The sequence below is a fragment of the Mesorhizobium sp. BR1-1-13 genome (genome assembly GCF_020165515.1).
Taxonomy (GTDB): Bacteria; Pseudomonadota; Alphaproteobacteria; order Rhizobiales; family Rhizobiaceae; genus Mesorhizobium.
The window spans coordinates 420,185-446,431 of the sequence record NZ_JAIUIH010000003.1; the positions used below are offsets into that span (position 1 = coordinate 420,185).

General features: G+C 63.5%; 21 protein-coding genes. 8 read left to right on the top strand and 13 right to left on the bottom strand.

The window, feature by feature from the left end; genetic code table 11:
• Positions 1-2: 2 nt before the first annotated feature.
• From LB533_RS09680 to LB533_RS09690, 3 genes are all read right to left on the bottom strand, one after another.
• A complete protein-coding gene (locus LB533_RS09680; protein WP_140637717.1) occupies positions 3-1,382 on the bottom strand; it encodes a M16 family metallopeptidase in 1,380 nt (459 codons plus the stop codon).
• Positions 1,383-1,523: 141 nt separating this feature from the next.
• Positions 1,524-2,078 carry a 16S rRNA (guanine(966)-N(2))-methyltransferase RsmD gene (gene rsmD / locus LB533_RS09685; protein WP_140637716.1) on the bottom strand — a complete coding sequence of 185 codons (555 nt, stop codon included), beginning with the start codon at positions 2,076-2,078 and terminating at the stop codon, positions 1,524-1,526.
• The gene (locus LB533_RS09690; protein ID WP_140637715.1) at positions 2,075-4,099 is read right to left on the bottom strand and encodes a pseudouridine synthase; all 2,025 of its coding nucleotides are present in this window, start codon (positions 4,097-4,099) and stop codon (positions 2,075-2,077) included. The genes rsmD and LB533_RS09690 overlap by 4 nt, the downstream gene beginning before the upstream one ends.
• A 182-nt stretch (positions 4,100-4,281) precedes the next feature.
• Between LB533_RS09690 and LB533_RS09695 the strand changes: the two genes are divergently transcribed.
• Positions 4,282-4,731 carry a nucleoside deaminase gene (locus LB533_RS09695; RefSeq protein ID WP_140638294.1) on the top strand — a complete coding sequence of 150 codons (450 nt, stop codon included), beginning with the start codon at positions 4,282-4,284 and terminating at the stop codon, positions 4,729-4,731.
• Between the two features lie 41 nt (positions 4,732-4,772).
• Here the strand turns inward: LB533_RS09695 and LB533_RS09700 are convergent, their stop codons facing one another.
• The 3 genes from LB533_RS09700 to LB533_RS09710 form a co-directional block, all read right to left on the bottom strand.
• The gene (locus tag LB533_RS09700; RefSeq protein ID WP_140637714.1) at positions 4,773-5,453 is read right to left on the bottom strand and encodes a hypothetical protein; all 681 of its coding nucleotides are present in this window, start codon (positions 5,451-5,453) and stop codon (positions 4,773-4,775) included.
• Positions 5,454-5,757: 304 nt separating this feature from the next.
• Positions 5,758-8,721, bottom strand: coding sequence for an isoleucine--tRNA ligase (gene ileS / locus LB533_RS09705; protein ID WP_140637713.1), 2,964 nt, complete (start codon positions 8,719-8,721; stop codon positions 5,758-5,760).
• Positions 8,722-8,955: 234 nt separating this feature from the next.
• Complete coding sequence (locus tag LB533_RS09710; protein ID WP_224556794.1) at positions 8,956-9,726, bottom strand: MipA/OmpV family protein; 771 nt, start codon at positions 9,724-9,726, stop codon at positions 8,956-8,958.
• Between the two features lie 228 nt (positions 9,727-9,954).
• Between LB533_RS09710 and LB533_RS09715 the strand changes: the two genes are divergently transcribed.
• Entirely contained in the window at positions 9,955-10,509 is a 555-nt protein-coding gene (locus LB533_RS09715) for an HdeD family acid-resistance protein (RefSeq protein ID WP_224677082.1), read from the top strand.
• A gap of 58 nt (positions 10,510-10,567) precedes the next feature.
• Here LB533_RS09715 and LB533_RS09720 read toward each other — a convergent pair whose 3' ends face one another.
• A complete protein-coding gene (locus LB533_RS09720; protein WP_140638293.1) occupies positions 10,568-11,548 on the bottom strand; it encodes a bifunctional riboflavin kinase/FAD synthetase in 981 nt (326 codons plus the stop codon).
• 6 nt (positions 11,549-11,554) lie between these two features.
• A complete protein-coding gene (locus LB533_RS09725) occupies positions 11,555-12,415 on the bottom strand; it encodes a TIGR01459 family HAD-type hydrolase (RefSeq protein ID WP_224677155.1) in 861 nt (286 codons plus the stop codon).
• Between the two features lie 247 nt (positions 12,416-12,662).
• Between LB533_RS09725 and LB533_RS09730 the strand changes: the two genes are divergently transcribed.
• The 3 genes from LB533_RS09730 to LB533_RS09740 all read left to right on the top strand — a co-directional run bounded on the left by LB533_RS09730 (position 12,663) and on the right by LB533_RS09740 (position 17,490).
• Entirely contained in the window at positions 12,663-14,573 is a 1,911-nt protein-coding gene (locus tag LB533_RS09730; protein ID WP_140637710.1) for a pilus assembly protein, read from the top strand.
• A 193-nt stretch (positions 14,574-14,766) separates the two neighbouring features.
• On the top strand, positions 14,767-16,743 hold the full coding sequence (locus LB533_RS09735) for a TadE/TadG family type IV pilus assembly protein (protein ID WP_181169237.1): 1,977 nt from the start codon (positions 14,767-14,769) through the stop codon (positions 16,741-16,743).
• 114 nt (positions 16,744-16,857) lie between these two features.
• The gene (locus LB533_RS09740; RefSeq protein ID WP_140637709.1) at positions 16,858-17,490 is read left to right on the top strand and encodes a LysE family translocator; all 633 of its coding nucleotides are present in this window, start codon (positions 16,858-16,860) and stop codon (positions 17,488-17,490) included.
• A gap of 19 nt (positions 17,491-17,509) precedes the next feature.
• Here LB533_RS09740 and LB533_RS09745 read toward each other — a convergent pair whose 3' ends face one another.
• A complete protein-coding gene (locus LB533_RS09745; RefSeq protein ID WP_224677083.1) occupies positions 17,510-18,334 on the bottom strand; it encodes a DUF2189 domain-containing protein in 825 nt (274 codons plus the stop codon).
• A gap of 329 nt (positions 18,335-18,663) precedes the next feature.
• On the opposite strand from LB533_RS09745, the gene LB533_RS09750 reads away from it, so the two are divergent.
• Complete coding sequence (locus LB533_RS09750; RefSeq protein WP_140637707.1) at positions 18,664-19,170, top strand: CAP domain-containing protein; 507 nt, start codon at positions 18,664-18,666, stop codon at positions 19,168-19,170.
• 38 nt (positions 19,171-19,208) lie between these two features.
• Here the strand turns inward: LB533_RS09750 and LB533_RS09755 are convergent, their stop codons facing one another.
• The 4 genes from LB533_RS09755 to LB533_RS09770 all read right to left on the bottom strand — a co-directional run bounded on the left by LB533_RS09755 (position 19,209) and on the right by LB533_RS09770 (position 24,100).
• Entirely contained in the window at positions 19,209-20,741 is a 1,533-nt protein-coding gene (locus tag LB533_RS09755; RefSeq protein ID WP_140637706.1) for a DHA2 family efflux MFS transporter permease subunit, read from the bottom strand.
• A gap of 310 nt (positions 20,742-21,051) precedes the next feature.
• Positions 21,052-22,230, bottom strand: coding sequence for an HlyD family secretion protein (locus LB533_RS09760; protein WP_140637705.1), 1,179 nt, complete (start codon positions 22,228-22,230; stop codon positions 21,052-21,054).
• Positions 22,227-22,706, bottom strand: a complete 480-nt coding sequence (locus LB533_RS09765; protein WP_140495025.1) for a MarR family winged helix-turn-helix transcriptional regulator — start codon at positions 22,704-22,706, stop codon at positions 22,227-22,229. The genes LB533_RS09760 and LB533_RS09765 overlap by 4 nt, the downstream gene beginning before the upstream one ends.
• Before the next feature lie 368 nt (positions 22,707-23,074).
• Positions 23,075-24,100 (bottom strand): LacI family DNA-binding transcriptional regulator, encoded by a 1,026-nt coding sequence (locus LB533_RS09770; protein WP_140637704.1) that lies wholly within the window; start codon positions 24,098-24,100, stop codon positions 23,075-23,077.
• Positions 24,101-24,280: 180 nt separating this feature from the next.
• Between LB533_RS09770 and LB533_RS09775 the strand changes: the two genes are divergently transcribed.
• Together LB533_RS09775 and LB533_RS09780 are read left to right on the top strand one after the other, a co-directional pair.
• A complete protein-coding gene (locus LB533_RS09775; RefSeq protein ID WP_140637703.1) occupies positions 24,281-25,312 on the top strand; it encodes a Gfo/Idh/MocA family protein in 1,032 nt (343 codons plus the stop codon).
• Positions 25,313-25,314: 2 nt separating this feature from the next.
• Positions 25,315-26,220: a sugar phosphate isomerase/epimerase family protein gene (locus tag LB533_RS09780; RefSeq protein WP_181169236.1), complete on the top strand. Its 906-nt coding sequence runs from the start codon at positions 25,315-25,317 to the stop codon at positions 26,218-26,220.
• The last annotated feature ends 27 nt before the right edge of the window (positions 26,221-26,247 follow it).

The window sequence follows — 26,247 nt, forward strand, 5'->3', positions numbered from 1 at the left end:
CGTCAATTCCCCGCCCGTTGCTGCGGCAAGAGATAGCCGGTCGTCGACCGGGCCAGCACCAGGTAGCGCGCGGCGACGGCCTTGATCTCGCCGGCGGTGATCTTGCGGATGCGCTCCGGCCATTGCTCGATGTCCTGCACATTGCCGCCGGTGGCGAGCTCGGCGCCATAGATATTGGCCATTGAATCCTGCTTGTCGCGGGCGAAAACCATCGAGCGGACATAGCGGTCCTTGGCCTTGTCCAGCTCCTTGACGGTGACGCCGTCCCTGGCGATGCGCGCGACCTCCGCGTCGACGGCCGCCTCGACATCAACGAGCCTGGCGTCGCCGCGCGGCGTGCCATAGACGGTGAAGTTGGTGTCGTCCAGCATGGTGCCCTGGAAATAGGCGCCGGCGTTGGAAGCGATGCCTTGCCTGACCACCAGCGCCTGATAGAGCCGGCTGCGGTTGCCGCCGCCCAGTATTTCCGCCAGCAGGTCGAGCGCCTCGGCTTCGCCGGGCTTGGCCGTGTGGTAGGACGGCACCACCCATTGGGTGGAGAAATTCGGCACGCTGACGCGGGCGTCGGACAGCGTCACCGTTCGCCTGGTGTTCTGCTCCGGTTCGACCGGGCGCACGCGCGGCGGCAGGTCGGGCCCGCGCGCGATCTTGCCGTAGGTTTTCTCGGCCAGTGCCTTGACCGTGTCCGGCTCGACGTCGCCGGCCACGATCAGCACCGCGTTGTTGGGCTGGTAGTATTTGTTGTAGAAGGCGATGGCGTCGGTGCGGTTCAACTGCTCCATTTCCTGCATCCAGCCAATGACCGGAATTCGGTAGGGCTGGTTCTGCCACAGCGTGGCGTCGAGTTCCTCGTCGAGCACGGCCTCGGGACTGTTGTCGATGCGCGAACGGCGCTCCTCGAGGATGACGTCGCGCTCGGTCTTGATGACATCGTCGGTGAGGATGAGGTTGCGCATGCGATCGGCCTCGAAGCTCATCATCAGCTCGAGCGCCGACGGCGCCACCGTCTCGTAGAAGGCGGTGTAGTCGTAGGAGGTGAAGGCGTTGTTGGAGCCGCCTATGTCGGAGACGGCACGGTCGAACTCGCCTGCGGCGTGATTGGCAGTCGCCTTGAACATCAGATGCTCGAAAAAATGGGCGATGCCGGATTTGCCTGGCGGTTCGTCGGCGCTGCCCACCTTATACCACACCATATGGGTGACGATCGGCGAGCGATGGTCGGGAATGACGACCACTTCCATGCCGTTGTCGAGCAGGAAATCCGTCACCTTGAACTCGGCCGGCCGTTTGTCGGCGGCGAAGGCTGGGCCCGGCCCGGCAATGATGAAAGCCAGCGATGTCGCCAAGAGGGTCTTGCGCAGCCAGTCAGCCTGAAATGTCATCAATGGCTCCGGTTTCTCATCACGGACGATAGGCGGCGAGCCGATGTTGGGAAAGTGAATTGTTGATCATTGGCATGGCACAACCTGCTCCCTGGGAAAGAAGGGGTCGCATTCCATCTTCGCCTGCAAATGAAGCTTAACTCAGGCGGCCTCGACAAACCGGATCAGCGTCTCGCCATAGTGGCGCTCGTCGACAACTGAAAATCCCGGTCCCGGCTCGAAAGGCGCCGCCGCTGCCTCCTCGACCACGCACAGCGCGCCGGGACGCAGCCAGCCGCCTTGATTGGCCGACCTCAGCGCGCGCTCGCCAAGACCCTTGCCGTAGGGTGGATCGGCGAAAACGAGGTCGAACGGCGCCAGCGTGCCGGCCTCGCCCAGAGCCGTCGCATCGCGCCGGAATATCTTGGTGCGGCCGGTCAGGCCGAAGGCCTCGACATTGTCGCGGATCAGGCCCCGGCCTTCGGCCGATTCCTCGATGAAGACGCCATAGGACGCGCCGCGCGACAGCGCCTCGAGACCGAGCGCACCCGTTCCGGCGAACAGGTCGAGCACGCGCGCGCGCTGCAGCCGATCGGCAAAGCGATGCGCCAGCACATTGAAAACAGCCTCGCGGGTGCGGTCGGTCGTGGGGCGGATGGCGCTGCCGCGGGGCGTCGCCAGCGGGCGCCCGCGAAACTCGCCGCCGACGATCCTCATTTCGCCCTGGGACCCTTGGGACCGCCGCGCGGCCGCTCGCCGCCGCCACCCGAACGCTCGCCACGCGGCTTGCCGAACGGCTTTGGGCCGCCCGGCTTGCCGCCGGGCTTGCCATAGGCCGGCTTGAAAGACGCCTTGCGGGCCTTGGCTTCAGCGGCTTTGGCAGCATCCGCCTCCGCCCTGCCCTTGCCGATCGGCCGCGCGCCCGGCGCCATCCAGACATTGGCCTTGCGCTGGCCCGGCGGTTCGATCGGCCGCTGCTCGCGCTCGGATTTCTTGCCGCCCGGCTTGCCGCCAAAACCACCGCGCGGCTTGTCGCCGAAGCCACCGCGCTCGGGTCGCGGGCCGCGGTCGCCAAAGCTTTTTTCCGGCCTGGCGCCTCTGTCGGGGCTGGTCGACAGTTTGCCCAGCGCTTCGTCACGGCTGCCTTCGCGGCGCTTGCGGTTCTTGATCAGGCCGCCCTCGCCGATCGGCCGGTGGTCACCCTCGCGCGAAAATCTCGGCCGCTCGGCCTCCTCGCGGCGCGGCTCGACCCGCCGCACCGGCAGGTTGGAAAACGGCTTTGTTATCTCGGCATCGAAATTGGCGCCGGATTCCTCTATCAGGCGTTCGCCGAGCTGATCGCGCAAAACCTTGCCCTTGATTTCCAGCACATGGCCTTCGGGAAGATCCTCGAGCTGGAACGGACCGTAGGAGATGCGGATCAGCCGCGTCACGTCGAGGCCGAGCGCGCCGAGAATGTTCTTGACCTCGCGATTCTTGCCTTCGCGCAAGCCGATCGTCAGCCAGGCGTTCGAGCCTTGCTCGCGGTCGAGGCTCGCCTCGATGGCGCCATAGAAGACGCCGTCCACGGCAATGCCTTCGCGAAGGCCCGCAAGCGCACTTTCCTCGACCTTGCCATGGACGCGGACCCGGTAGCGGCGCAGCCAGCCGGTGGCCGGCAGTTCGAGCACGCGAGACAGGCCGCCATCATTGGTCAGCAGCAGCAGGCCTTCAGTGTTGATGTCGAGCCGGCCGATGGTCATCAGCCGGGGCAATTCGGCGGGCAGCACGTCGAAGACGGTCTTGCGGCCCTCGGGGTCGCGGTTGGTGGTCACGACGCCGGCAGGCTTGTGGAACAGGAACAGCCGGGTGCGCTCGATCGGCGGGATCTCCATGCCGTCGAGATGGATGATGTCGTCGGGCATTACATTGAAGGCTGGCGAAGACAGAACCCGGCCGTTGACCTTGACGCGGCCGGCCGCGATCAACTCCTCGGCGTCGCGGCGCGAGGCAAGCCCGGCGCGAGCCAGGCGCTTGGCGATCCGCTCGCCGGCTTCTTCCGCCGCCTCGGCGGGACGCGGACGGGACTTGAAACCGCCTTGCGGCCGGTCGGCAGCGAAATCGCGCTTCGGACGGTCAGAGAAGACGGGTTTGGGCCGATCGGCAAAATCACGCTTAGGTCGATCGAAACGTCTTTCACCCGCCGCACCTTCAGCCGCCATCGGCCGCTCGCCGCGCGGTGCATAGGGCTTGCGCGGCCCTTCGCGGTTTTCATAAGGCTTGCCTTGCGGACGCAGACCCTTGTTGAAGGGCCGCTCCGAGCGCCCGCCTTCGCCGCCTTCGCGCGGCTTGTACTCACGCTTCTGGGGCCGTTCGCCATCGGCGGCCATTGGACGCTCGCCACGCGGCGCGTAGGGCTTGCGCGGGCCTTCGCGCTTCTCATAAGGCTTGCCTTCCGGACGCGGACCGTTGTTAAACGGCCGCTCCGAGCGCCCGCCCTCACGCGGTTTGTACTCGCGCTTCTGGGGCCGTTCGCCTTCGGCTGCCATTGGCCGCTCGCCGCGCGGCGCGTAGGGCTTGCGCGGCCCTTCGCGTTTTTCGAAGGGCTTGCCGCCGTCGCCACGCTTGGCAAACGGTTTCTTGGCGCCGAAGGCCGGTTTGCCGCCTTTGCCGGTATCGCGCCCACGCGCGGCCGCCGGCTTCGGACCGCTTTTGCCCGGACCCTTCTGGCGCGGAGATTTCTTGTCGTTGTCGTCCATGTGGCCTTTGTCCGTTTGCGCTGCTACAGCGTGGCGCATCCTTTCGGGCGCGCAACGAACGCTGTAGCATTTTTAATTTGGCGCATGATCATTGCCGAAAACCGTACCCGATTTTCGAGGTTATGCGCTCAATAACAGGATCACCGTCGAGTGGCGAGGAGATAATCGGAATGGAAACCCGCGTGAAGCGGCCCGATTTCATGGCGCTGGCGCTGGCGGAGGCGCAGGCGGCAGCCTCGCGAGGCGAAGTGCCGGTTGGCGCCGTCATCGCCAGCGCCGGCACGGTGGTGGCCAGTGCCGGCAACCGCACCCGCGAGCTTGCCGATCCGACGGCCCATGCCGAGATGCTGGCCATCCGCGAAGCCTGCCGCAGGCTGTCGAGCGAGCGGCTCACCGGACACGATCTCTATGTGACGCTGGAGCCTTGCGCCATGTGCGCCGGCGCCATCTCCTTCGCCAGACTGCGCCGGCTCTACTTTGGCGCCGCGGACGAAAAGGGCGGCGCGGTGGTCAACGGCGTGCGCTTCTTCGCTTCGCCGACCTGCCATCACACGCCCGACATCTATGCGGGCATGGCAGAGGCCGAAGCGGCCCTGCTGCTGAGGGATTTCTTTCGGGAGCGCCGGGACTGAACCGAGGCAATGCCCGTCGGCAAGCAAACGCGGCCCGCTTTTTACAGAGACGGCAGCCAGTCGAACCAGCCGCTGCCCTTCTTGCCTTCCGCCTCTCTCTTGAGGCGGCGTTCCTTTTTATACTCGTCTTCGCCGAGTTCGTTTTGCGGCGCCGTGTCGGATGCGACGCGATAGGCAAGGGGCGGTTCGCTCAGATATTTGCGGGTATTCGGATCGCCCTGCTTGCTTTCGGCGAGGCGGCGCTGGATGTCGGCGGCGCGACCCTTGTCGGAATCGGCAGGCGTCCAGCGCGGCGGGTGACTTGAGCCGGATTCCTCCATCGCCTTCTTCACCGAGGCGGGATCCGTCTGCACGTCGTCGACGATCTGCGACTGGTAGGAGGGATCATCCTGGTGTGCGGTGGCGTCGGCGCGCAGGCGGGCACGGCGCTGCTCGGGCGATTCGGGCCATTCGGCGCTTGCGGTTTCGATGCTCTCCTGTGGCGCCGGCAGCGCTTCCTTCTGACCAGGCGCCGGCTTCACCAGGGTGGGACGCGGCTTGTAATCGATGTGTTCCTTGCGCTTGGGGGCGAACGAAAAAGCGCCGGTGAGATCGCCGGCCAGTTGTTCGCCGGCGGTCTTGTCGGTGCCGTAGGTCGGAGAACCGACACAGCCGGACAGAGCGAGTCCCGATGCGACAAGCGGCGCCAACAGCGCGAGGCGCGCGTTAAATCTCTCGGTCATGCCAAAAAGTCCCACTCTAGACAGCCTCTCGATCGCCGCCGGTCCCAAGGTCCGGTCCCCATCGTTCAAGCACTTGCGACGGAAATCCGGCGACAATTTGTCTTCCGGAGTTTCGCGTGTTTACCTCAACCACTCGTTAAGGGCAACGCACGGACGGGTTTCGCCCGTCCGGCGTGGCATTTGTGCACTATTTCATTGATGCATGTCGTTGTCCCAAAACCGCGGCACACTTTTGGGCGACATGCATTTTGGTTGATGCATGTCGTTGTCCCAAAACCGCGGCACACTTTTGGGCGACATGCATCTAGAGCCTTCCCAGCGCCTTCAGTTCATGCAGCACGGCGGCGTCGCGCGCCGAGACATCGGGAAAGGCAGGATCCTGCCCGACATCGGCGGTGTAACGCCACGACCGCGCGCATTTGACCAGACCGCGGTCCTCGGCCTTTTCGATCACCACGGCGACGCCCTTGACGTCTTCGAGTGTGAAGGCGCCTTGTTGCGCCTCCCCATGGACGATGACGAGATCGCTGGTGATCGCCATTTCGGCCATGTCGACGTCCGAAATAGCCGCTTCAAGCGCTGCGTCGTTGATGGTGACGACCGGCACCGCTTCCAACGACGAGCCGATCACTTTCTGGGCACGCGCGATTTCCAGCGCACCGGTGACGACACGGCGCACCTGCCGCACCTTACGCCATTTCTCCGCCAGCGCCTCGTTCTTCCAGTTTTCCGGGATCGCCGGGAACTGGTCGAGATGCACCGAGACGGCATCGGGATGGCGGTCGAGCCAGGCCTCTTCCATGGTGAAGGGCAGCATCGGCGCCAGCCATCTCACCAGGCAGTCGAACAGGTGGCGCACCACCTGCACCGAGGCCTTGCGCTTCGCGCTCGACGGCGCATCGCAGTAGAGCGCGTCCTTGCGGATGTCGAAATAGAAGGCCGACAACTCGACCACCATGAAATCGAGGAGCGCACGGGTGATGCGCTTGAACTCGAACGCATCGTAGCCCTGGCGCACCACCTCATCGAGTTCGGCGAGGCGATGCAGCATCAGCCGTTCCAGCTCCGGCATCCCTTCCAGCGGCACCTCCTCGCCATCGTCATGGGCGAGCGTGCCCAGCATCCAGCGGATGGTGTTGCGCAGCTTGCGGTAGGCGTCGATGTTGGTCTGCAGCACGTTCTTGCCGAGCCGCTGGTCTTCCCAATAGTCGGTCGTCACCACCCACAGGCGCAGGATGTCCGCGCCGGACTGCTTGATCACGTCCTGCGGGACGACGGTGTTGCCGAGCGATTTCGACATCTTGCGGCCGTCCTCGTCCATGGTGAAGCCATGGGTGACGACGGTGTCGTAGGGCGCCCTGCCCCTGGTGCCGCAGCTTTCGAGCAGCGAGGAGTGGAACCAGCCACGATGCTGGTCGGAGCCTTCGAGATAGACGTCGGCCGGCCATTTGAGGTCCGGACGATCCTCCAGCGTGAACACGTGGGTCGAGCCTGAATCAAACCAGACGTCGAGGATATCCGTCACCTGCTTCCATCTGGAGGCATCGTGATTGCCGAGGAAACGTTCCTTGGCACCGGCGGCGAACCAGGCATCGGCGCCTTCTTTCTCGAAAGCGTCCATGATGCGCTGGTTGACCGCCTCGTCCTGGAGCACATTGCCATCGACGTCGGCGAAGACCGCGATCGGCACGCCCCAGGCGCGCTGGCGCGACAGCACCCAGTCGGGCCGCTCCTCGATCATGGCGCGAATACGGTTCTGCCCCGCCCCTGGCACGAAACGGGTGTCGTCGATCGCCTTCAGCGCACGGCTGCGTAGCGTCGTGCCGTCGCCGAGGTCCTTGTCCATGTAGACGAACCATTGCGGCGTGTTGCGGAAGATGACCGGTTTCTTCGACCGCCAGGAATGCGGATAGCTGTGCTTGAGGCGACCGCGGGCAAACAGGGCGTTGCGCTTGATCAACTCGTCGATGACCGCCTGATTGGCATTGCCCTTCTTGCCGTTGTCGTCGAGAACGCGCGCCGCGCCACCCTCACGATCCGGACCGAAGCCCGGCGCATCCTTGGTGAAAAAGCCGGCATCGTCGACGGTGAACGGGATCGCGGTGTCGACGCCGCGCGCACGCAGGTCCTGTGCCGCATCCATCCAGGCGTCGAAATCCTCGCGGCCATGGCCCGGCGCCGTGTGAACGAACCCGGTGCCCGCATCATCGGTGACATGGTCGCCGGCAAGCATGGGCACCGGAAACCCGTAACCGCCGCCAAGACCCTTGAAGGGATGCGAAAGCGTAAGACTTCCAAGCTCTTGCGCCGACACGCTGCGAAGACGATTCAAGGTGACTTTGGCCTTGGCCGAAGCCTCTTCGGCCAGTGTATCGGCAAAGATCAGCTTTTCGCCCGGCTGCGGGCCGAAGGCGTTCTCAGCTGCCGTGACCTCGTAGAGACCGTAGTTGATACGGGGCGAATAGTTGACGGCACGGTTGCCGGGGATCGTCCAGGGCGTCGTCGTCCAGATGACGACATGGGCCTGCAGCAGATCGAGAGCACCCTCGGTCAATGCGGTTTCCCCGTCAGCAACGGCGCGCACCAGACTGGCGACCGGGAACTTCGCCCAGATCGTATCCGACTCGTAGTCCTGGTATTCGATCTCGGCCTCGGCGAGTGCGGTGCGCTCGACGACACTCCACATCACCGGCTTGGAGCCGCGATAGAGCTGGCCCGACATGGCGAATTTCAACAGTTCGCCGGCGATACGCGCCTCGGCGTGGAAGGCCATGGTCGTATAGGGGTTCTTGAAGTCGCCGATGACGCCAAGGCGCTGGAATTCCGCCCCCTGAACGCCGATCCAGTGAGCTGCGAAATCCCGGCATTCCTTGCGGAACTCGTTGACCGGCACCTCATCCTTGTTCTTGCCCTTGGCGCGGTACTGCTCCTCGATCTTCCATTCGATCGGCAGGCCGTGGCAGTCCCAGCCGGGCACGTAATTGGCGTCGCGGCCGCGCATCTGGAAGGAGCGGTTGATGACGTCCTTGAGGATCTTGTTCAGCGCATGGCCGATATGGATGTTGCCGTTGGCATAGGGCGGACCGTCATGCAGCACGTATTTCGGGCGGCCGGCGGAGGCCTCGCGCAGCTTGCGGTAGAGATCCATCTCCTGCCAGCGCTTGACCAGCACCGGTTCCTTCTCGGGCAAACCGGCACGCATCGGGAAATCCGTCTGCGGCAGGTAAAGCGTCTTGGAATAGTCGATCGTCTCAGCTGTATCGGTCATTGGTCTGCCATTGTGGATTGCCCGGCGGCAAGGGAGCTCGGGCCTGAACTATCATGATCTGGAAAAAGCGCGAGGGGTCGCGCGCAAGATTCCCGGCGGCTCCGACAGCTCTCAGGCCGTCCGGAACACCGGGCTGGTAATTCGTATCGTAATCGCGACAGAACGCGAAAAGCTCGTCATTGGTGGGCTTTTAGCGGAGATGAGCGCAGGAATAAAGCGTCTCGTTCGATTCACCTACATCTTGAAATCGAAGCGATAGGTCGTCGACACGCCGATCATGAACTGGTTGCGGTCGCCGCGCTCCTTGACCAGGCTGGAATCGGCGGCCGGGCCCTCGAGGCGCGAATATTCGCCGAACAGGCTGGCAGTCATCGGGTCGGTCACCTTCCACGTCACCGCACCGCCAAGGCCGACCGATTTCAGGCCGCCGCCGGGATTATACTGGTTCAACCCCGAGGCCACGGCTTCCTGCGCGTTGACGCCGTAATAGGCGTCGAAATATTTGGCGGAGGCGAACGAGACGCGCGGCCCGCCAGAAATCCTGACGGTTGGCGTCACATCGTAGAAGGCGTCGGCGGCGATGTCGGCGACGAAGCCGTTATGGGCGCGGATGCCGTGCCGCAGCTCGGCACGCGCACGTATCCAGTCCGTCGGATAGAATTCGAAGAAGCCGCCCACCTCGCCGCCCCAGCGGACCGGATCGAGGCCTTTCAGCTCGTCGGCATCGCCGTCGTCGCGCGAGAACAGGAACTTGCCGGTCAGGCCGGCGCGGACGCCGCCGTCATCGACCAGCGCCAGCGAAATGTTGTCGTTGCGCGAGGTGAAGCGGGCCGCCGGGCCAGCCTTGCCCAAGGAGATAATCGGCGAGGCGCTGAGCAGGTACTTCTTGCCCCCCTCGAAATTAGGCGCCACCATGCCGGTGGCGCCGACCGTCAGATACCAATCGCCGGACAGCCAGCCGAAGGCGCCCCCGCCGGCATCGGCCGCACCCGAGGTAGCCAGCATGACGGTAGCCAAGGCTGCAGAAATTTTCCCGACCGGACTCATGGCTACCCCATTAACACGATACGACTGTCTTTCGGTCACAGCTTTGAAGAGGCTTTGGTAAAATTTGATTTAAGGTCGAGACGTCCGGCTCGCATTGCTTGCACCATCCGGCCGCCGTCGGCTGGACGCGGGTCGGCACCGAGGGTAACTTCATTCCTGCTGGCGGTCCTCGATGGAGGTGGCGACATGACCTTGCACGGCGATGCACTGAAGGACGCGATCGGACAGACGCGAGCAAAGTGGGGATGGTTTGTTGGCCTGGGCGTGTTGCTGCTGATCCTCGGCGGCATTGCTTTCGGCAACCTCTTCATCGCTACGGTGGCTTCCGTCTATGTCGTGGGGTGGCTGATGCTGGTGGCCGGCATCATCGAGATCATGCATGCCTTCGGGGTCAAGACGTGGGGCCGCTTCTTCTACTGGCTGCTCAGCGGATTGCTCTACGCGGTCGCGGGCTTTTTCGCCTTCGACAACCCGCTGCTGGCCTCGGCGGTGCTGACCTTCCTGCTGGCCGTCGCGCTCGTCGCTTCCGGCGTGCTGCGCGCCTGGGTCGGCTACAGCCACCGGCCTGAGCGCGGCTGGGGCTGGATCGTCGCGGCCGGCGCCATCAGAGCGATCGCAGGGTTGATCATAGCCATGGGCTGGCCGGTCAACAGCGTATGGGTGCTCGGCCTGTTCCTGGCAATCGACCTGATCTTCCAGGGCTGGACCTTCATCGCCGTCGGTCTGGCGCTGAAAAAATAACGTCTGATTCGAACATGATCTAACCCGAAAACCGGGCTCCACTTTTCGGGATCATGCTTCAAAAAGCCATGGCCGCGTCGAGTTGCGAAAGCGGCTTGACGCCGGCCAGCAGTGCTCTCGCCTCGGCCTCGTCGCGCTTCATCTGCGCGACCAGCGCATCAAGCCCGTCGAACTTGACCTCGCTGCGCAGGTAACCGAAGAACGACACCTCGCAGATCTCGCCATAGAGGTCACCGGAAAAATCGAAGACGAAGGTTTCCAGAAGCGGCGCGCCATCATCGTCGACGGTCGGACGGCGGCCAAAGCTGGCAACGCCATCATGCAGCCTTCCGTCGGCGCGGCGAAAGCGAACGGCATAGATGCCTTCCCTGAGGGTGGCCTCGGCAGGAAGCCTCATGTTCGCGGTCGGAAAGCCGAGCGTTCGCCCCAGTTTCTGGCCGTTCACGACTTCGCTCTCCACCGTGAAGCGATAGCCGAGCAGGCCGGCGGCCTCCGCCACCTCACCATCGCAAAGCAAGGCGCGGATGCGGCTCGATGAAACCACCTCGGCGCTCTCGTCCCGAAATGCATCGACCAGCGTGACGCCGAAGCCATGGCGCTCGCCAGCCGCCATCAGATAGGCCGGCCCGCCCTGGCGGTCCTTGCCGAAATGGAAATCGAAGCCGGTCACCGCATGGGTGATGCCAAGCGTTCTCTCCAGAACGTCGGTCACGAAGGCTTCCGCCGATAGCGAGGCGAAGTCGCGCGTGAAAGGCTGTTCGACGAGCGCGGCAAAGCCCAGCAGCGACAGGAGCCGCGCCTTCATCGGCGGCGGCGTCAGCACGAACAGCGGTATTTCGGGCCTGAATACCTTTCGCGGGTGCGGTTCGAAAGTCAGCACCAGCGCCGGCACGCCACGCCGCCGCGCCTCCGCCAATGCCCGTTCGAGCACCGCCTGGTGACCGCGATGGACGCCGTCGAAATTGCCGATGGCGACAACGCCGCTGCGCAAATCGGCCGGCAGCGGCGCGGTTGCCGAAAGGTGCTGGAAAGCGTCCATCGCCATCTACCGCAGCCTGGGAATGACGGCCACTGGATGATAGCCGTGCCTGTCAAGAAACGCGGCGAGCCTTGCCGGATCCGGCTGCGATGCATCGCCATAGTCGCGGGCATGGATGCCGCCCGAGACATAGAGAACGTCGAAACCGTTGTCGGCCGCGCCTTTGATGTCGGTCAGCATGCCGTCGCCGATGGCCAGCACCTGGCGGCGCTCGACCGGCCGGCCAAGGATCTCCGCCACCTCCTTCATCGCCACATCATAGACGGGCGCATAAGGCTTTCCGGCGATCAGCGTGCGACCGCCGAGCTGCGCGTAGTCGCGCGCCAGGGCGCCGGCGCACCAGATGATGCGTTCGCCGCGCTCGACCATGATATCCGGATTGGCGCAGATGAAAGGCAGGTTCCTGGCGCGCAGCCGCCGCAGCAGCTCCGCATAATCTTCGGGCTTCTCCACTTCGTCATCGAACAGGCCGGTGCAGACGACGCCGGATGCCTCGAACTCCTCCACGAGATCGACGTCGAGCCCGTCATAGAGGGTCAAGTCTCGCTCGGCGCCCACATGGAAGATCTTTCGCGGGCCTTCCACGATCAGGTCGCGGGTCACGTCGCCCGAGGTGACCACGCGGTCGTATGCCGATGGGGGAACGCCGATGACGTTCATCTGGGCCACGACGTCGGCGCTGCGGCGCGGCGAATTGGTGATCAAGACGACGGGGATGCCGGCCGAACGGGCTGCCGTCAGCGCCGAAGCCGCCGCCGGAAAATGTGTCTCGCCATTGTGCACCACGCCCCAGACATCGCAGAGAATGGCCGAATAGTTCTTCGACACGTCTTCGAGCGAACCGATAATGTCAGGCGAGGCCGCCATGCCGTATCCTTCAGTCATGATCGTTGCGGTGCCGCAGCCGACGGTTTGCCGCAGCCGGTTGGAATTATCCGAACCGGCCCAGCCTGTCACCAGCTTTCGCCCTGAAGCGGACATCCGCCACCGTTCACCGGTTGGTTAACGAGCTTTGAAGGTGCGGCCTGACCTTGGATATATTCCAGAAACCTGAAATTTAACGATTTATGACACCGTCCCCAATGACTATCGATTTCGCGGGGCAGCTGTGACAATGATCCGAAGATTCGGACGCGACCGGCGTGGCAATTATGCGCTGATGACCGTGCTCGCCATGGTGCCGCTGATGGGCGCCGTGGCTATCGCCGTCGACTATACGGAAATGGTGGGCCAAAGGCAAAACGCCTTGAATGCCTTGGACGCGGCAGGCTTCGCCACGGCCCAGCAGATCGTTGCCGGCGCCAGCGACGCCGACGCGGTGGCCTATGCCAAGAATTTCTTCGAAGCCAATCTCGCGCATATAGATCCGGCCAACACCACGCTGGCCGTGACGCTGCCCAACAACAACACGGGCGGCGGGACGCTGAAGCTCTGCGCTACCTTGGTCTACAAGCCCTATTTCGAGCCGACGGCTAAACTACTGCTGGGCGGCAGCGCCGGCAGCACCGATATCGGCTTCAGCACCTGCTCCGAAGTGCGCCTGAAGAACACGCTGGAAGTGTCGCTGGTGCTCGATAATTCCGGTTCCATGAAGGAGCTCGGCAAAGGCTCGAACAAGGTGAGGTTCGACCTTCTCAAGAGCGCCGCCAAGCAGCTGGTCGACCAGTTGGCCGGCCAGGCCCAGCAGATGAGGCAGGTCACCAAGCCGGTCCAGTTCAGCCTGGTTCCCTTTGCCGCCTCGGTGAATGTCGGTCCGGGCAACGCTTCGGCGGCGTGGATGGACACGACCGGCATCTCGCCTATCCATCATGAGAATTTCGACTGGACGACCATGAGTTCGTCCTTTTCGTCCACCAAATACGCGCAGAACATCGCCGGCGTCTGGTACGCGAAAGGCACCGGCTGGGACGCGAGCCAGAAAGACCAGCCGCTGACCCGGTTCTCGATCTACAAACAGATGAAACGCACCACGGGGTGCAGTTCAAGGAACCGGGACGGCAGTTGCAGGACCTACACCTACGATACGGTTGCCAACTGGGGAGGCTGTGTCGAATCTCGGCCCTATCCATACAACATCCAGGATACCGCAGCGTCCATACCCGCTACCCTGTTCGTGCCGATGTTCGCGCCCGATGAAACCGATCTCATCGACAGCAGCAGCCGCCCGGCCAACAACAATTGGCGTGCCGATGTGCCGTCAGGGACACTTGTGCCGCCAGTCACCAGCGCCGAACGCCAGCGCTACATGCCGAAATATTTCAATGATCCGGGCACTACGGTGACGCCGGCCTACGGCATGGACGCCGGGCCGAATACAAGCTGCAGCACGACGGCAATCACGCCCCTGACCGATGTTTCCACGACAGCCGGCGCAACTTTGATCAAGAACGCTGTCGACGCCATGGCGGCCGCCGGTGCCACAAACGTGCCGGAAGGCATGGCGTGGGGCTGGCGAACCCTTTCCAGCACCGCACCTTTCACCGAGGGACGGCCCGAGACGGAAAGGGGCAACGACAAGGTGCTGATCGTGCTGACCGACGGCGCCAATACCTACTACACGCCGACCTCGGTGACGGCGCAGACCTACTCTGGAACCAATTGGAGTTCTGGCGGCAACGACCTGGCCGGCAGCAAGGCGATCTATGCGGCTCTCGGATACGTCGTACCTTTCATCAAAAGCTATACCTATGGCCGCATGTTCCTCGGCACCGATGTCACCAAGGACGACTACAGCAACGCCAACTACACCAAGGCGATGAACGAGCATTTCACCGCGCTCTGTAACAACGCCAAGGCCGCCGGGGTCATGGTTATGACCATCGCGCTTGATCTGGACGCCACCAAGACGGCGGAGAAAACGCAGATGGATGCGCTGAAGGCCTGTTCTTCGGATTCCCGCTTCAGCAAGGACAAGACCGATCCGAACAAGCCGATGAAGCTGTTCTGGAATTCGACGGGCGCAACGCTGTCCGACGATTTCAAGGCGATCGGCAACGAGCTGTCCAACCTGCGCATCGTCAGCTGATCCGACGAATTCCACGTCGACGCCCTGCATCGGCGGGGCGTCGTTCTGGACGGCACCGGGGGGCCGCTCCAGATTGGTTAGTGCTTGGTGAAGCGCGAACCAAGCAATCGAGCGGTTTCCCAAACCCGTCCTTCAGCGTTTTGTGGAAAGCTGGCGCCGATCGAGAATCCGCCGGCGGGGGCCGCTGCAAGACATGCGTGAAATCTGGCGTCAGTTCCGCCGCGACAGGCGCGGCAACTATGCTCTCATGACGGCCTTCGCGATGGTCCCGCTGATGGGCGGGCTTGCGCTCGCGGTCGACTTCACGGAAATGAACCGCGAAAAGCAGACGGTGTTGAACGCGCTCGACGCCGCCAACTTCGCCACGGCGCGCCGCCTGACGGAAGGCGCCACCGACGACCAGCTGAGGGCCTATGCGCTCGACTTCTTCAACGCCAATCTGAACGATGTCGATCCCGCCAACACGACGCTCAACCTCACTTTGCCCAGCAACGCCGCTGGCGGCGGAACAATGAAGCTTTGCGGCACCTTGACCTATAATCCTTACTTCCTGCCGACGGCGAAGATACTGCTCGGCGGCACCGGCGCCACCAATATCGGCTTCACCGCATGCTCTGAGGTGCGGCTGAAGAACACGCTCGAAGTGGCGCTGGTGCTCGACAATTCCGGATCGATGGTCACGCCCGGAACCGGCTCGGGGCAGAAGCGCATCGATCTCCTCAAGACTGCGGCGAAGCAGTTGGTCGACACGCTTGCCCAACAGGCCGCGATGATCAAGCAGGTCGACAAGCCGGTGCAGTTCGGCCTCGTACCCTTTGCCGCCTCGGTCAATGTCGGTCCTGGCAATGGCAATGCGTCCTGGATGGACACCGAGGGCTTGTCACCGGTGTCGAACGAGAATTTCGACTGGTCGACGCTGAACGCCGCCAACAAATACGCCCAGCAGACCAACGGCATCTGGTACAAGCGCGGCACCGGCTGGGGCGACGAGGAAGGCCAGATGCTGACCCGGTTTTCGCTCTACCGCGACATGAAGGTCGTCACCAGCCATGAGCGTGTTAAAAACAGCAAGCACGTTGTTTGTGCTGAATACAACTGGAACAATACCTGCAAGCGCAGTTACGACGCGTACGACTATGTCGATTCCTACGGTCCGTTCGCCAGTTGGCAAGGCTGTGTCGAAGCCCGGCCCTACCCCTACAATGTCAACGACGCCCCGCCGTCCGGCGGCTCGGCCAACACGGGGATAGGCGTGGGCGATCCGGCGACGATGTTCGTGCCGATGTTCGCCCCGGATGAACCCGGCAATCACTGGAAGATCACCCAGGATCCCAACGAAGCCGCGCCAAGGACCTACGGCGCCATTAACAGCTGGTGGAACGACGATCCTTCGAGCAGCAGCGGCCAAGTCCGGCTGCGCAACATGGCCAAATATTTCCAGCCGCGACCGATCGATGCGCCGGTATTGCCCGCAGGCAACGGCCCGAACTACAGCTGCACCACCAACCCGATCACGCCGCTGACCGACGTCAGCGTCGCCGATGGGCTCGCCACGATCAAGGCCGCGATCGACCTGATGCAGCCGGATGGCGGCACCAATGTTCCCGAGGGCATGGGCTGGGGCTGGCGGGTGGTCTCGAGCGGCGAGCCGTTCACGCAGGGGCGCCCGGAAACAGAAAAAGGCAACGACAAGGTGGTGATCGTGCTGACCGACGGCGCCAACACCTATTACACGCCTTCCTCGCTCAGCTATTCCGACCCCGCCGATTCGAAGTCGACCTACGCGTCCTACGGCTATCTCAAGCCCGGCTATGCCGGCACCTCGGTCGGGCGCCTGTTCATGGGCACATCCAGCGCCATCGGCCAGTTCGACTATTCGAACGGCAATTACACCAGCGCGCTCAACGAGCAGATGACGACGCTCTGCAACAACGCCAAGGCGGCCAACATCATGGTGATGACGGTGGCTCTCGACCTGTCCACGACCAAGACCAGCGACAAGAACGCCATCGATGCGCTGAAATCATGCTCGTCGGACTCGCGCTTCCGCAAGGACCCGGCGGACCCGAGCAAACCCGCCAAGCTGTTCTGGAACGCGACGGGCGCCAGCCTGTCGAACGATTTCAAGGAAATCGGCAACGAATTGTCGAACCTGCGCGTGGTCGGTTAACCGAACTCTGGCGCAACGCCTGGCGACGCCAAGCCCTTGTGGGCGCCTGCCGCAACGGGCACATAGGGGCCGCACGCCGGATCGCATCCATCGCGGCACGCCTGGGGACGAACAATGCCCGATACCGCCAACCACCTCGCCTTCGCGCTGGTCTGCCTGGGCATGGTGCTGACGCCGGGTCCAAACATGATCTACCTGATCTCGCGCTCCCTGTCGCAAGGGCCGAAGGCCGGACTGATCTCGCTTGGCGGGGTCGCCGTCGGTTTTCTCTTCTATGTGCTGTCGGCGGCCTTCGGCATCACCGCGCTGCTGCTGGCCGTGCCCTTCGCGTATGATGCGCTGCGCTTTGCCGGCGTGCTCTATCTCCTGTGGCTGGCCTGGCAGGCGGTGAGGCCGGGCGGACGCTCGCCATTCCAGGTGCGCGACCTGCCGAAAGACGGGCCGCGCAAGCTGTTCGCCATGGGGCTGATGACCAATCTGCTCAATCCGAAGGTGGCGGTGCTCTATTTGTCGCTGCTGCCGCAATTCATCAGCATTGGCGAAGGTCACGTCCTGTCTCAGCTTCTTGTGCTCGGCGCGACGCAGATTTCGATCAGCCTGACCGTGAATGCCATCATCGCGGTGACGGCCGGCTCCATCGCCGCCTTTCTCGCCGGGCGGCCTTTGTGGCTGGTCATCCAGCGCTGGATGATGGGAGGCGTGCTGACGGCGCTGGCGCTGAAGATGGCGACCGACGCGCAGCGCTGAGGGCGGGCCCGGTGTTGGTCTACATCGGCCGTCTTGTCTGCTGCGTCCGCTCCGGCTCCACCACCTTGCGGTAGAGGTGCCAGGTGGCATGGCCAAGGATGGGCATAACGACCGCGAGCCCGGCAAACAGCGGGATCGAACCGATCACCAGCAGCACCGCGACCGTCAGGCCCCAAAGAGCCATCTGCAGCGGGTTTGCCATCACCGCCCGCACCGAGGTTTCTATGGCCGAAACGGCGCCGACATCACGGTCGAGCAGCAGCGGGAAGGCGACGACTGTGGTGGCCAACACGATCACGGCGAAAACGAAGCCGGCGGCGTTGCCGAGAAGGATCAGCGTCCAGCCCTTGCTGGTCGTCAGCACGTCGCGGACAAAGGCGCCGATCGAAGCCGGCGGCTGGTCGCCGAACAGGCTGGTGTAGATCGACTGCGCGGTGAACAGCCACAACAGGAACAGCACGAAAAGCATGATGCCGATGACCGCGATCGAAGGTACCGCCGGCGAGTGGCGGACATCGAGGGCATGCCGCCAGTTGGTGTTCATGCCGAGCTCGCGGCGGCGGCTGATCTCGTAGAGGCCGAGCGCGGCGAAAGGGCCGACAAGGGCGAAACCCGACATCAAGGGATAGACGAGCTGAATGGCGTTGGAGCCAGACGTCCACTGCGTCAGGATCAAGCCGACGATGGGATAGATCAGGCACAGGAAAACGTAGTGAGACGGTTTTGCCCAGAAATCCTCGGCACCGAGCCGCAGCGCATCCCAGAGGTCCGATGTGGTGATGTGGCGCACCGTGGGCTGCACATGCATTCCACGCGCGTCCGCCATGACATGAAAGCTGGCCATAAGCTTTCTCCCTTTGTCGGGGGCGGTCACCACCGTGATGGCCGCCCGTAGCTGCCACTAGTAGATGTAACAGCATACCCGATTTGCCAGGGGCTGTCGCCAATTCGATGGTTCCGGACAGGCCATCACGGGATTGTCATCGCTGCCCGGCAGAAGCCGCGCGATCTTCGACATCGGATTTCTCGGATGGTGGGTCATTCGAAGCTGGATGGCCAAACGGAACGTTTGAAGACTACGCGGTGCGATCAGCGAAGGCCAAGGCATCAATTTCCTCGACAGTTTCTTCGGCTTGCCCGTCAAAAGCCATGATCGCGACTATGCAGGCAGGAATGAGCATTGTCATCGACCTCCCTCCAGAACCGCGCCCGACAAGGCGCTCCTTGCTGATCGGTCTTGCGGCCATTGCGGGGCTTGCCGCCTGCAGCACCGTTTCCGTGCCCACCGGTGAGGGCGCAGGTGTCTCTTCCTCCGCCACGGCCACCCTAGCCGACTTGCGCGCCGCGGCCGGGCGGAGTCCGCTGACCGCGGACACCCAGCTCGAACAGGCGGCGTTGCAGCAGGCCGGCTACATGGCGTCGCGGACGCGCATGAGTCACACCACCGGCTGGGGCAAGGATTTCGCCTCGCGCATGAAGGACAATGGCGTGCGCGGCGCTGCGGCCGAGAACATCGCCGAAGGCCGCTTCGACCAGCAGAAACTGTTCGATATCTGGATGCATTCGACCGGCCACCGGCGCAACATACTCGACGCGGACTTCAGCCGTTTCGGGCTTGCCTATGTCCGCGACGGCCGCGACCCCAGCCTCCGCTACTGGGCCCTGGTGCTCGGAAGGTAGCAAAGCCATCGCCGGCAGCGGACAGCCGTCGGCGAATATCAATCCATATGTGCCGCCGGCGCGCCGCCAGCCGGCGCCGTCTTCGGCTTGCGCAGCAGGATCACGAACGGAATGGCGGCCAGCGTCATGATCATCAGGATTTTGAAGTCGTTGACGTAGGAGATCATCATCGCCTGGATGTTCACCATCCTGTCGACCTGGGACAATGCCATCTGGTCGCCGCCGGCCGCCGCCGGCGAAACCGCCCACAGATTGGGGTTGAACGGATTGATAAAGGCGGAAAGCTCGGCGTGATTTATCTGTGTATTGCGCACCATGAGCACCGTCACGACCGATACGCCGATGGAAGAGCCGAGGTTGCGCACAAGGCTGAACAAAGCCGTGGCATCGGTGCGGAAGCGCACGTCAAGCGTGGCGAAGGCCACCGTCGACAGCGGAACGAATACCATTCCCATTCCCAGGCCCTGGATGATGCCGGAAGTGATGATCAGCCAGTTGTCCATCTGCGGCGAGAAGCCGGCCATCGTGTAGAGCGACTGCGCGGTCAGGAGGAAGCCGATGACGACGAGGATTCTGGCGTCGACCTTGCTCATGAGCCGGCCGACGACGAGCATCGAAATCATCGTGCCGACGCCGCGCGGCCCTATCACGACGCCGATGGTGATGGTCGGATAACCGAAGATGGTCGACAGCATGGGCGGCAGCAGCGACATGCTCGCCAGAATGAGCACGCCCATGACGAAGATGAACGCCAGCCCGGTCACGAAATTGCGGTCGAGGAAGATCTTGGGGTCGATGAAGGGATGCTCCGCGGTCATCGTGTGGATGATGAACACCCAGAAGCCAGTTATCGAAAGGCCAAGCTCGATCCAGATCTCGACCGACGAGAACCAGTCGACCTCGGCGCCACGATCGAGCAGCAGCTGCAGCGCGCCGACGCCGAGCGATATCATGGCGAAGCCGAAGAAATCGAAGCTTCGCACCCGCCGCGCAATGGCCGGCAGATAAGCGGCCATGCCGAGGAAGGCGACGATACCGACCGGCAGGTTGATGAAGAACACCCAGCGCCAGCTGAAATTCTCGGTCAGCCAGCCACCAAGCGTCGGACCCAGAATCGGCCCCAGCATGATGCCGGCGCCCCAGATGGCCATTGCCTGGCCGTGACGTTCCTTCGGGTTGATGTCGAGCAGGAAGGTCTGCGACAGCGGCACGATCGCGGCGCCGAACACGCCTTGCATGAGCCGGAACAACACGATGGTTTCAAGGCTCCAGGCCAGGCCGCACAGCATCGAGAAGATGGTGAAGCCGACCACCGCCGTCAGGAACAGTTCCTTGCGGCCGAAACGGTCCGCAAGCCAGCCGGTGACCGGCGTCATGATCGCCGCCGCGACGATGTAGGAGGTCAGCACCCAGTTGATGTTGTCGGGCGAGGCGCCGAGATCGCCGGTCATGGTCGGCAGCGCGACGTTGGCGATCGTGGTGTCGAGCGCCTGCATGATCGTCGCCAGCATGAGCGCAACCGTGATCAGGCCGCGATGCGGCACTTCTTTGAAAGGTTCTGGCGTGCTCATGATGCGGAACTTCCAGCCGGTAACAAAAACGTGTACACAGGGTTTCCGGGCGGCAAAGCCTTCCGTTGAGAGACCCTCATCGCGGTGGGACGCGATTATCGATGTGGGGGTTACATCGACCGAAAGTCTCGATTGAGCGGATGCCTGCCGCCCGGAAACATGAGGACCGACGGGTCCGTGTCGAAGATTTCAGCTTTCGATCAAACCGCGATGCGGTTTGCCCCGAAGGCTGACCCTTCCACTCCTCCCATCAGACCAATCCCCCTGCTCTGTGCGTCCACCCGCATGATCCCCGCGGGCTTCCGCTGATTTACTTCGCGGCCTCGCCAGCCGTGGCGTGGCCGAAAATGCCAGGCAGGCCGCGCGCCACGCCTGTGTCGACGGTGACGGCCGCGCTCATGCCTGTGCGCAGCATCATCTTGGCGTCGGGATCGCTCAGCTCCAGACGGACCGGAATGCGCTGGGTGACCTTGACCCAGTTGCCGGTGGCGTTCTGGGCGGGCAGCAGCGAGAAGTCCGCGCCGGTGCCGGCGCCGATGGCCTTGACGGTCGCTTCGAAGGTCCTGCCCGGATAGGTGTCGACCACGATTTCGGCCTTCTGGCCCGGCTTCATATTGGTCAGCTGCGTTTCCTTGAAATTGGCGTCGATCCAGGTATCGCCGGTCTCGACCAATGAAAACAACGGCGTGCCGGAGCCGACATACTGGCCGACCTTGAAGGAAGCGGCCTGGTAGACGACGCCATCGGCGGGCGCCTTCACGGTGGTCTGCGCCAGGTCGTAGGCAGCCTTGTCGCGCGCGGCGAGCGCCGACATCACGGTCGGATGTTTGTCGGTCTCGATATCGGGATTGCCGCCCAGCGCGGCCTTGGCGCTGACGATGCCCTGCTCGGCGACGGCAAGCTGCTGTTTTGCCTTGTCGAGATCGTTCCTGGCCTCATCGAGCGAAGACTTGGCGTTGATGCCTTTCTGGGCGAGATCGGCGGCACGGTCGTATTGCGACTGGGCATAGGCAACTTCGCTGCTGGCGGATTTCTCCTGCGCCATGGCCTGGCTGTAGGCGGCACGCAGCTGCTCGACGTTGAGCCGCGCCGCGGCCACCGCCGCGTCGGCCTGCGCAAGCGCGATCCGGTAAGGCTCGGGGTCAATGGCGAAGAGAAGATCGCCTTGCTTCACGCTCTGGTTGTCCGAGATTGCGACCTGAACGATGCGGCCCGCCGTGTCCGAGGCGATCGATACCTTGGCCTGCTGCAGGTTGGCGTTCTCCGTCTCCTGGTAGCGCCCCCCAGTGACCCAGACATAGCCGCCACCAATGACCAACGCCGCCGGCAGGGCGAACATCAACAAGAAGCGGCCGAGACGGCGCTTCTTCCTTGGCGCCGGTGCCGGCTCTGCCGGAGGTGCCACTGTAACAGGGGCCGCGGCCGGCTGCTGCGGCGCTTCCATTTCCACTTTGGCGGCGTTTTCGTCAACCTTGGCTACCGCGTTCATGCTGCTGCGCCTTCCGTATTCTTGACCTTGTCGCAGGACGGTGAATCGCCATCCGCGAGATTCTGTGCCATCGCATCCAATGCCCTGATCAGGACGCGGCGATCGTCCGGCGAAACGCCGGTCAGCGACTCCTCATAGACTTCGCCGGCGAGGCTCTTGACCTCCGCATACGCGGCACTTGCCTTGGGAGTTGGGAAGATCATGCGCACCCGGCGATCGGCGGCGTCGGAGCGGCGCTCGATCCAGCCGCCCTCCTCCATCCGATCGACCAGCCGCGAGACGCTGATCGGCTCGATTTCGAGCAGTTCGGCAAGCCGCGCCTGCGAAACGCCGGCTTCCTTGGCGACGCGAACCATCAGGCGCCATTGCGCCGAGGACAGGCCAAGGCCGCTGGCGCGCGCTTCGAAGCGCTTTCGCATCAGCCGCTGCACGTCGTGGATCAAAAATCCCAATCTGTCTACGCCTTCGGAAACCATGAGTGGGATATATAATAAGCGTGCTTATCATTCAAGTCCGGCACTGTTCCAGAAGCCGGCAAACGTGCATGGCAGCCGTGCGGCACAATCATGGCTGCGTCCCATGATTTGCGGCCGCCGCTACACCCATCACAAGCGGTTGCGGATCAGCATGGTGACAACGAAGAAGGCGCCGAGTGAGCTGGTGATGATGCCGATCGGCAGTTCCTGCGGGCAGCAATGGCTTCGACCCGAAAATCGGGCTTCACCATGTTCCCTTTTCACCCCTTGCCTTGCGGCGCGGGGACCATCACGAGTCGGAGCCTAGGATGCAGGCAGCGTCAAGGCAAGGTCGATGTATGTTCTGTTATAACAATACAATCGTCTGGTCAATCGCTATCGCGCGCCACCAGTTCCAGCGGCCAGACCTCGCGAATGATCTCTGGCCCTTTCGCGCCGGCGAAAGCCGGGAGCGAGGCGAGCAGGATTTCGCCAAGCCGCCGCCCCATCGGGTCAAGGCTCGGACGAAAGCCGGTCAGCGCCGGCGAGAAATAACGGCAGAGCGGCGTGTCGACGATGACGATCACCGCGACATCCTGCCCGGGCTTGATCCCCATTTCGGCGAGCGCTTTGCAGCCGCCGAGCGCCATCGAGTCGTTGTTGAAGATAATCGCGGTCGGCGGATCCTTCGACCGCATGACTTGCGGTGTCACCGCGTAGCCACCGGCTTCGTTGATAAAACCATCCACAATCAGGCCGGGATCGACTTCGATGCCGTGCCGCCGCAGCGCCTTGCAATAACCCTCCAGAAACAGATAACCGAAATTCAGGTCAAGCGACGGCCGGATGGCGGCGATGCGGCGGTGGCCACGCGTAACCAGCCGGTCGACCGCATCGGCGCCCGCCTTCTCGAAATCCAGATCCAGAGAGGGATAGCTGTCGTCGCCGGACCGGCTTCGGCCGAGCGTCGCGAAGGGAAAGCCGGCCTTGCTCAGATAGTCGATGCGATCGTCCTCGCGCCGCGTCCAGGCCAGCACGACGGCATCGGCACGACGCGTCTCGACGACGCGGCGCAGCCGCTCCTGCTGATAATCCGCCGGCGCGCCCATGACGATGATCAGGTCCAGCCCGCATTCGGCCAATGTCGCTTGCAGTCCGGTGAGGAAGGGAATGAAGAACGGCTCGCCATATTGCTGATCGCCCGGATGCGGCTGCAGCATGAAAGCCACTGCATGAGTGGTGCCGCGGCGCAGGTTCCTGCCCGAATGGTTCGGTGAATAATTGAGCTTCCGGGCCGCCTCGAGCACGCGCTGGCGTGTCTCGGCGTTCACGTCGGCACGCCCGTTAAGCGCGCGCGAGACCGTACCGATCGAAATATTCAGGTGCCGCGCAAGATCGTGAATGCTGGACGCCAAGACCTCCCCCTCCTGCTTCTGGCTAGCACCAGCCGGTCGTGCGGCCAAGGCGTTTCAGAACCGACGGTACAAATCCGATTGACAATATACGCCATCGGGTGTGTCATCGTAAACGTTTACGGAAGTCATTTACGGACTGCCGTGGTGCCAGCCAGGAGGGGTTGGCCGGAGGAGCGCTGGATGATGCACGTCGTCCTGGTCGGGTGCGGAGCCATGAGCAAAACCTGGCTCGAGGCCATCAGCCAATCCCCTGCCGTCAGGATCGTCGGTCTCGTCGACCTCGACGCCGACAGGGCGCGCCAGCGGGCCCGCGAATACGACCTCGCCGGGGTCGCGATCGGGACCGATCTCGACGCCATTCTGGGCCAGACCCGACCCGATGCGGTGTTCGATGTGGTCGTGCCCGCCGCCCGCCGCGCCGTGGCGAATTCGGCCTTTGCCCATGGCTGTCATCTGTTGACGGAAAAGCCGCTGGCCGACAGCCCGGACAATGCGCGCGCCATCATCGACGCTGCCCGGCGTGCGCGACGCGTCCATGCCGTGGTGCAGAACCGCCGCTACGTCGCCAACGTCCGGCGCATCCGGCGCTTTCTCGGCTCCGGCGCCATCGGCGCTGCGACCAGCATCCACGCCGATTTTTTCGTTGCGCCGCATTTCGGCGGTTTCCGCGAAGACATGCGCCACGTGCTGCTGCTCGACATGGCGATCCATACGTTCGACGCCGCCCGCTACATGATAGATGGCGAGCCGACCGAAGTGTATTGCCGGGAATGGGAGCCGGCCAATTCCTGGTACCGGCAGGGATCGTCGGCAAGCGCCACCTTCGAACTCGGCCAGGGCAAGATGTTCACCTATCGCGGCAGCTGGTGCGCCGACGGCTTCCGCACCAGTTGGGAAGGCAGTTGGCGCATCGTCGGCGAACGCGGCAGCCTGACCTGGGATGGTCATGACGAGTTGAAGGCCGAAGCCGTGCTGCCGGAACGTGAAGGCCTGCTCGACAAGGTCGTGCCGGTAGCGGTGCCGCCGCTCGACCCTACCGACCGCATCGGCGGGCATCTCGGCGTCATGGAAGATTTCGTCCGCGCCGTGGAAACCGGCACAGAGCCGGAGACGCGCGGGGCCGACAACGTCAAGAGCCTGGCCATGGTTTTCGCAGCGATCGAAAGCGCCGAGACCGGGCTCCGGATCGAAATCCCCAGGCAGGAAGGATGATCATGCCGAACCCGCTTCTCGACATCAGGATCGGCACCATGGTGCGGGCCAATCTCGAAGATCCGGCCGCCTATATCAGGCAGATCCTGCCGCTCGGCTTCGAGAGCATTCAGCCCTTCTTCTGGCAGACGCTGGGCGGCAAGGACCTGCCGCGGCTGGCCGGCGAGATTCGCGAGGCGATCGGCGACGCCGACGTCACCCTCTCCTCGATCGGCGTGTTCGGCAATCCGCTCGAGATCGGCGATACCGACCGGGGCGTGCTCAAGGCCTGGGAGACGGTGATCGACAATGCGCATCTGTTCGGCACCAATTTGGTCAGCGGCTTCACCGGTCGCATTCGCGGCAAGCCGCTGACCGACAGCCTGTCGCGCTACCGCGAAGTGTGGGGCGAATTGGCCAGGCGCGCGGCCGACAAGGGCGTGCGCATCGCCTTCGAGAATTGCGCCATGGACGGCAACTGGGCGGGTGGAGACTGGAACATCGCCCACAATCCCGATGCCTGGGAGCTGATGTTCAACGAATTGCCCAACGACAATCTCGGCCTGGAATGGGAGCCCTGCCATCAGCTCGTCTACCTGATCGACCCGATCCCGCAGATCCGCAAATGGGCGCCGCGCATCTTCCATGTCCACGGCAAGGACGCGACGGTGCGCTGGGATGTCATCCGCGAGCACGGCGTCTTCGGCCGCCTGCCTTTCGTGCAGATGCGCACGCCCGGCTTCGGCGACAGCGACTGGACGCGTGTGATCAGCGAATTGCGGCTGGCCGGATACAAGGGCGCCATCGATATCGAAGGTTGGCACGATCCGGTCTATCGCGACGATCTTGAAATGACAGGCCAGGTCCGCGCGCTGGAATATCTCCAGCAATGCAGAGGAGGCCTGAGCTACCTGCCGAACCCGACGTGAGAATTGGCCGGCGGGAGGAGCCGGACG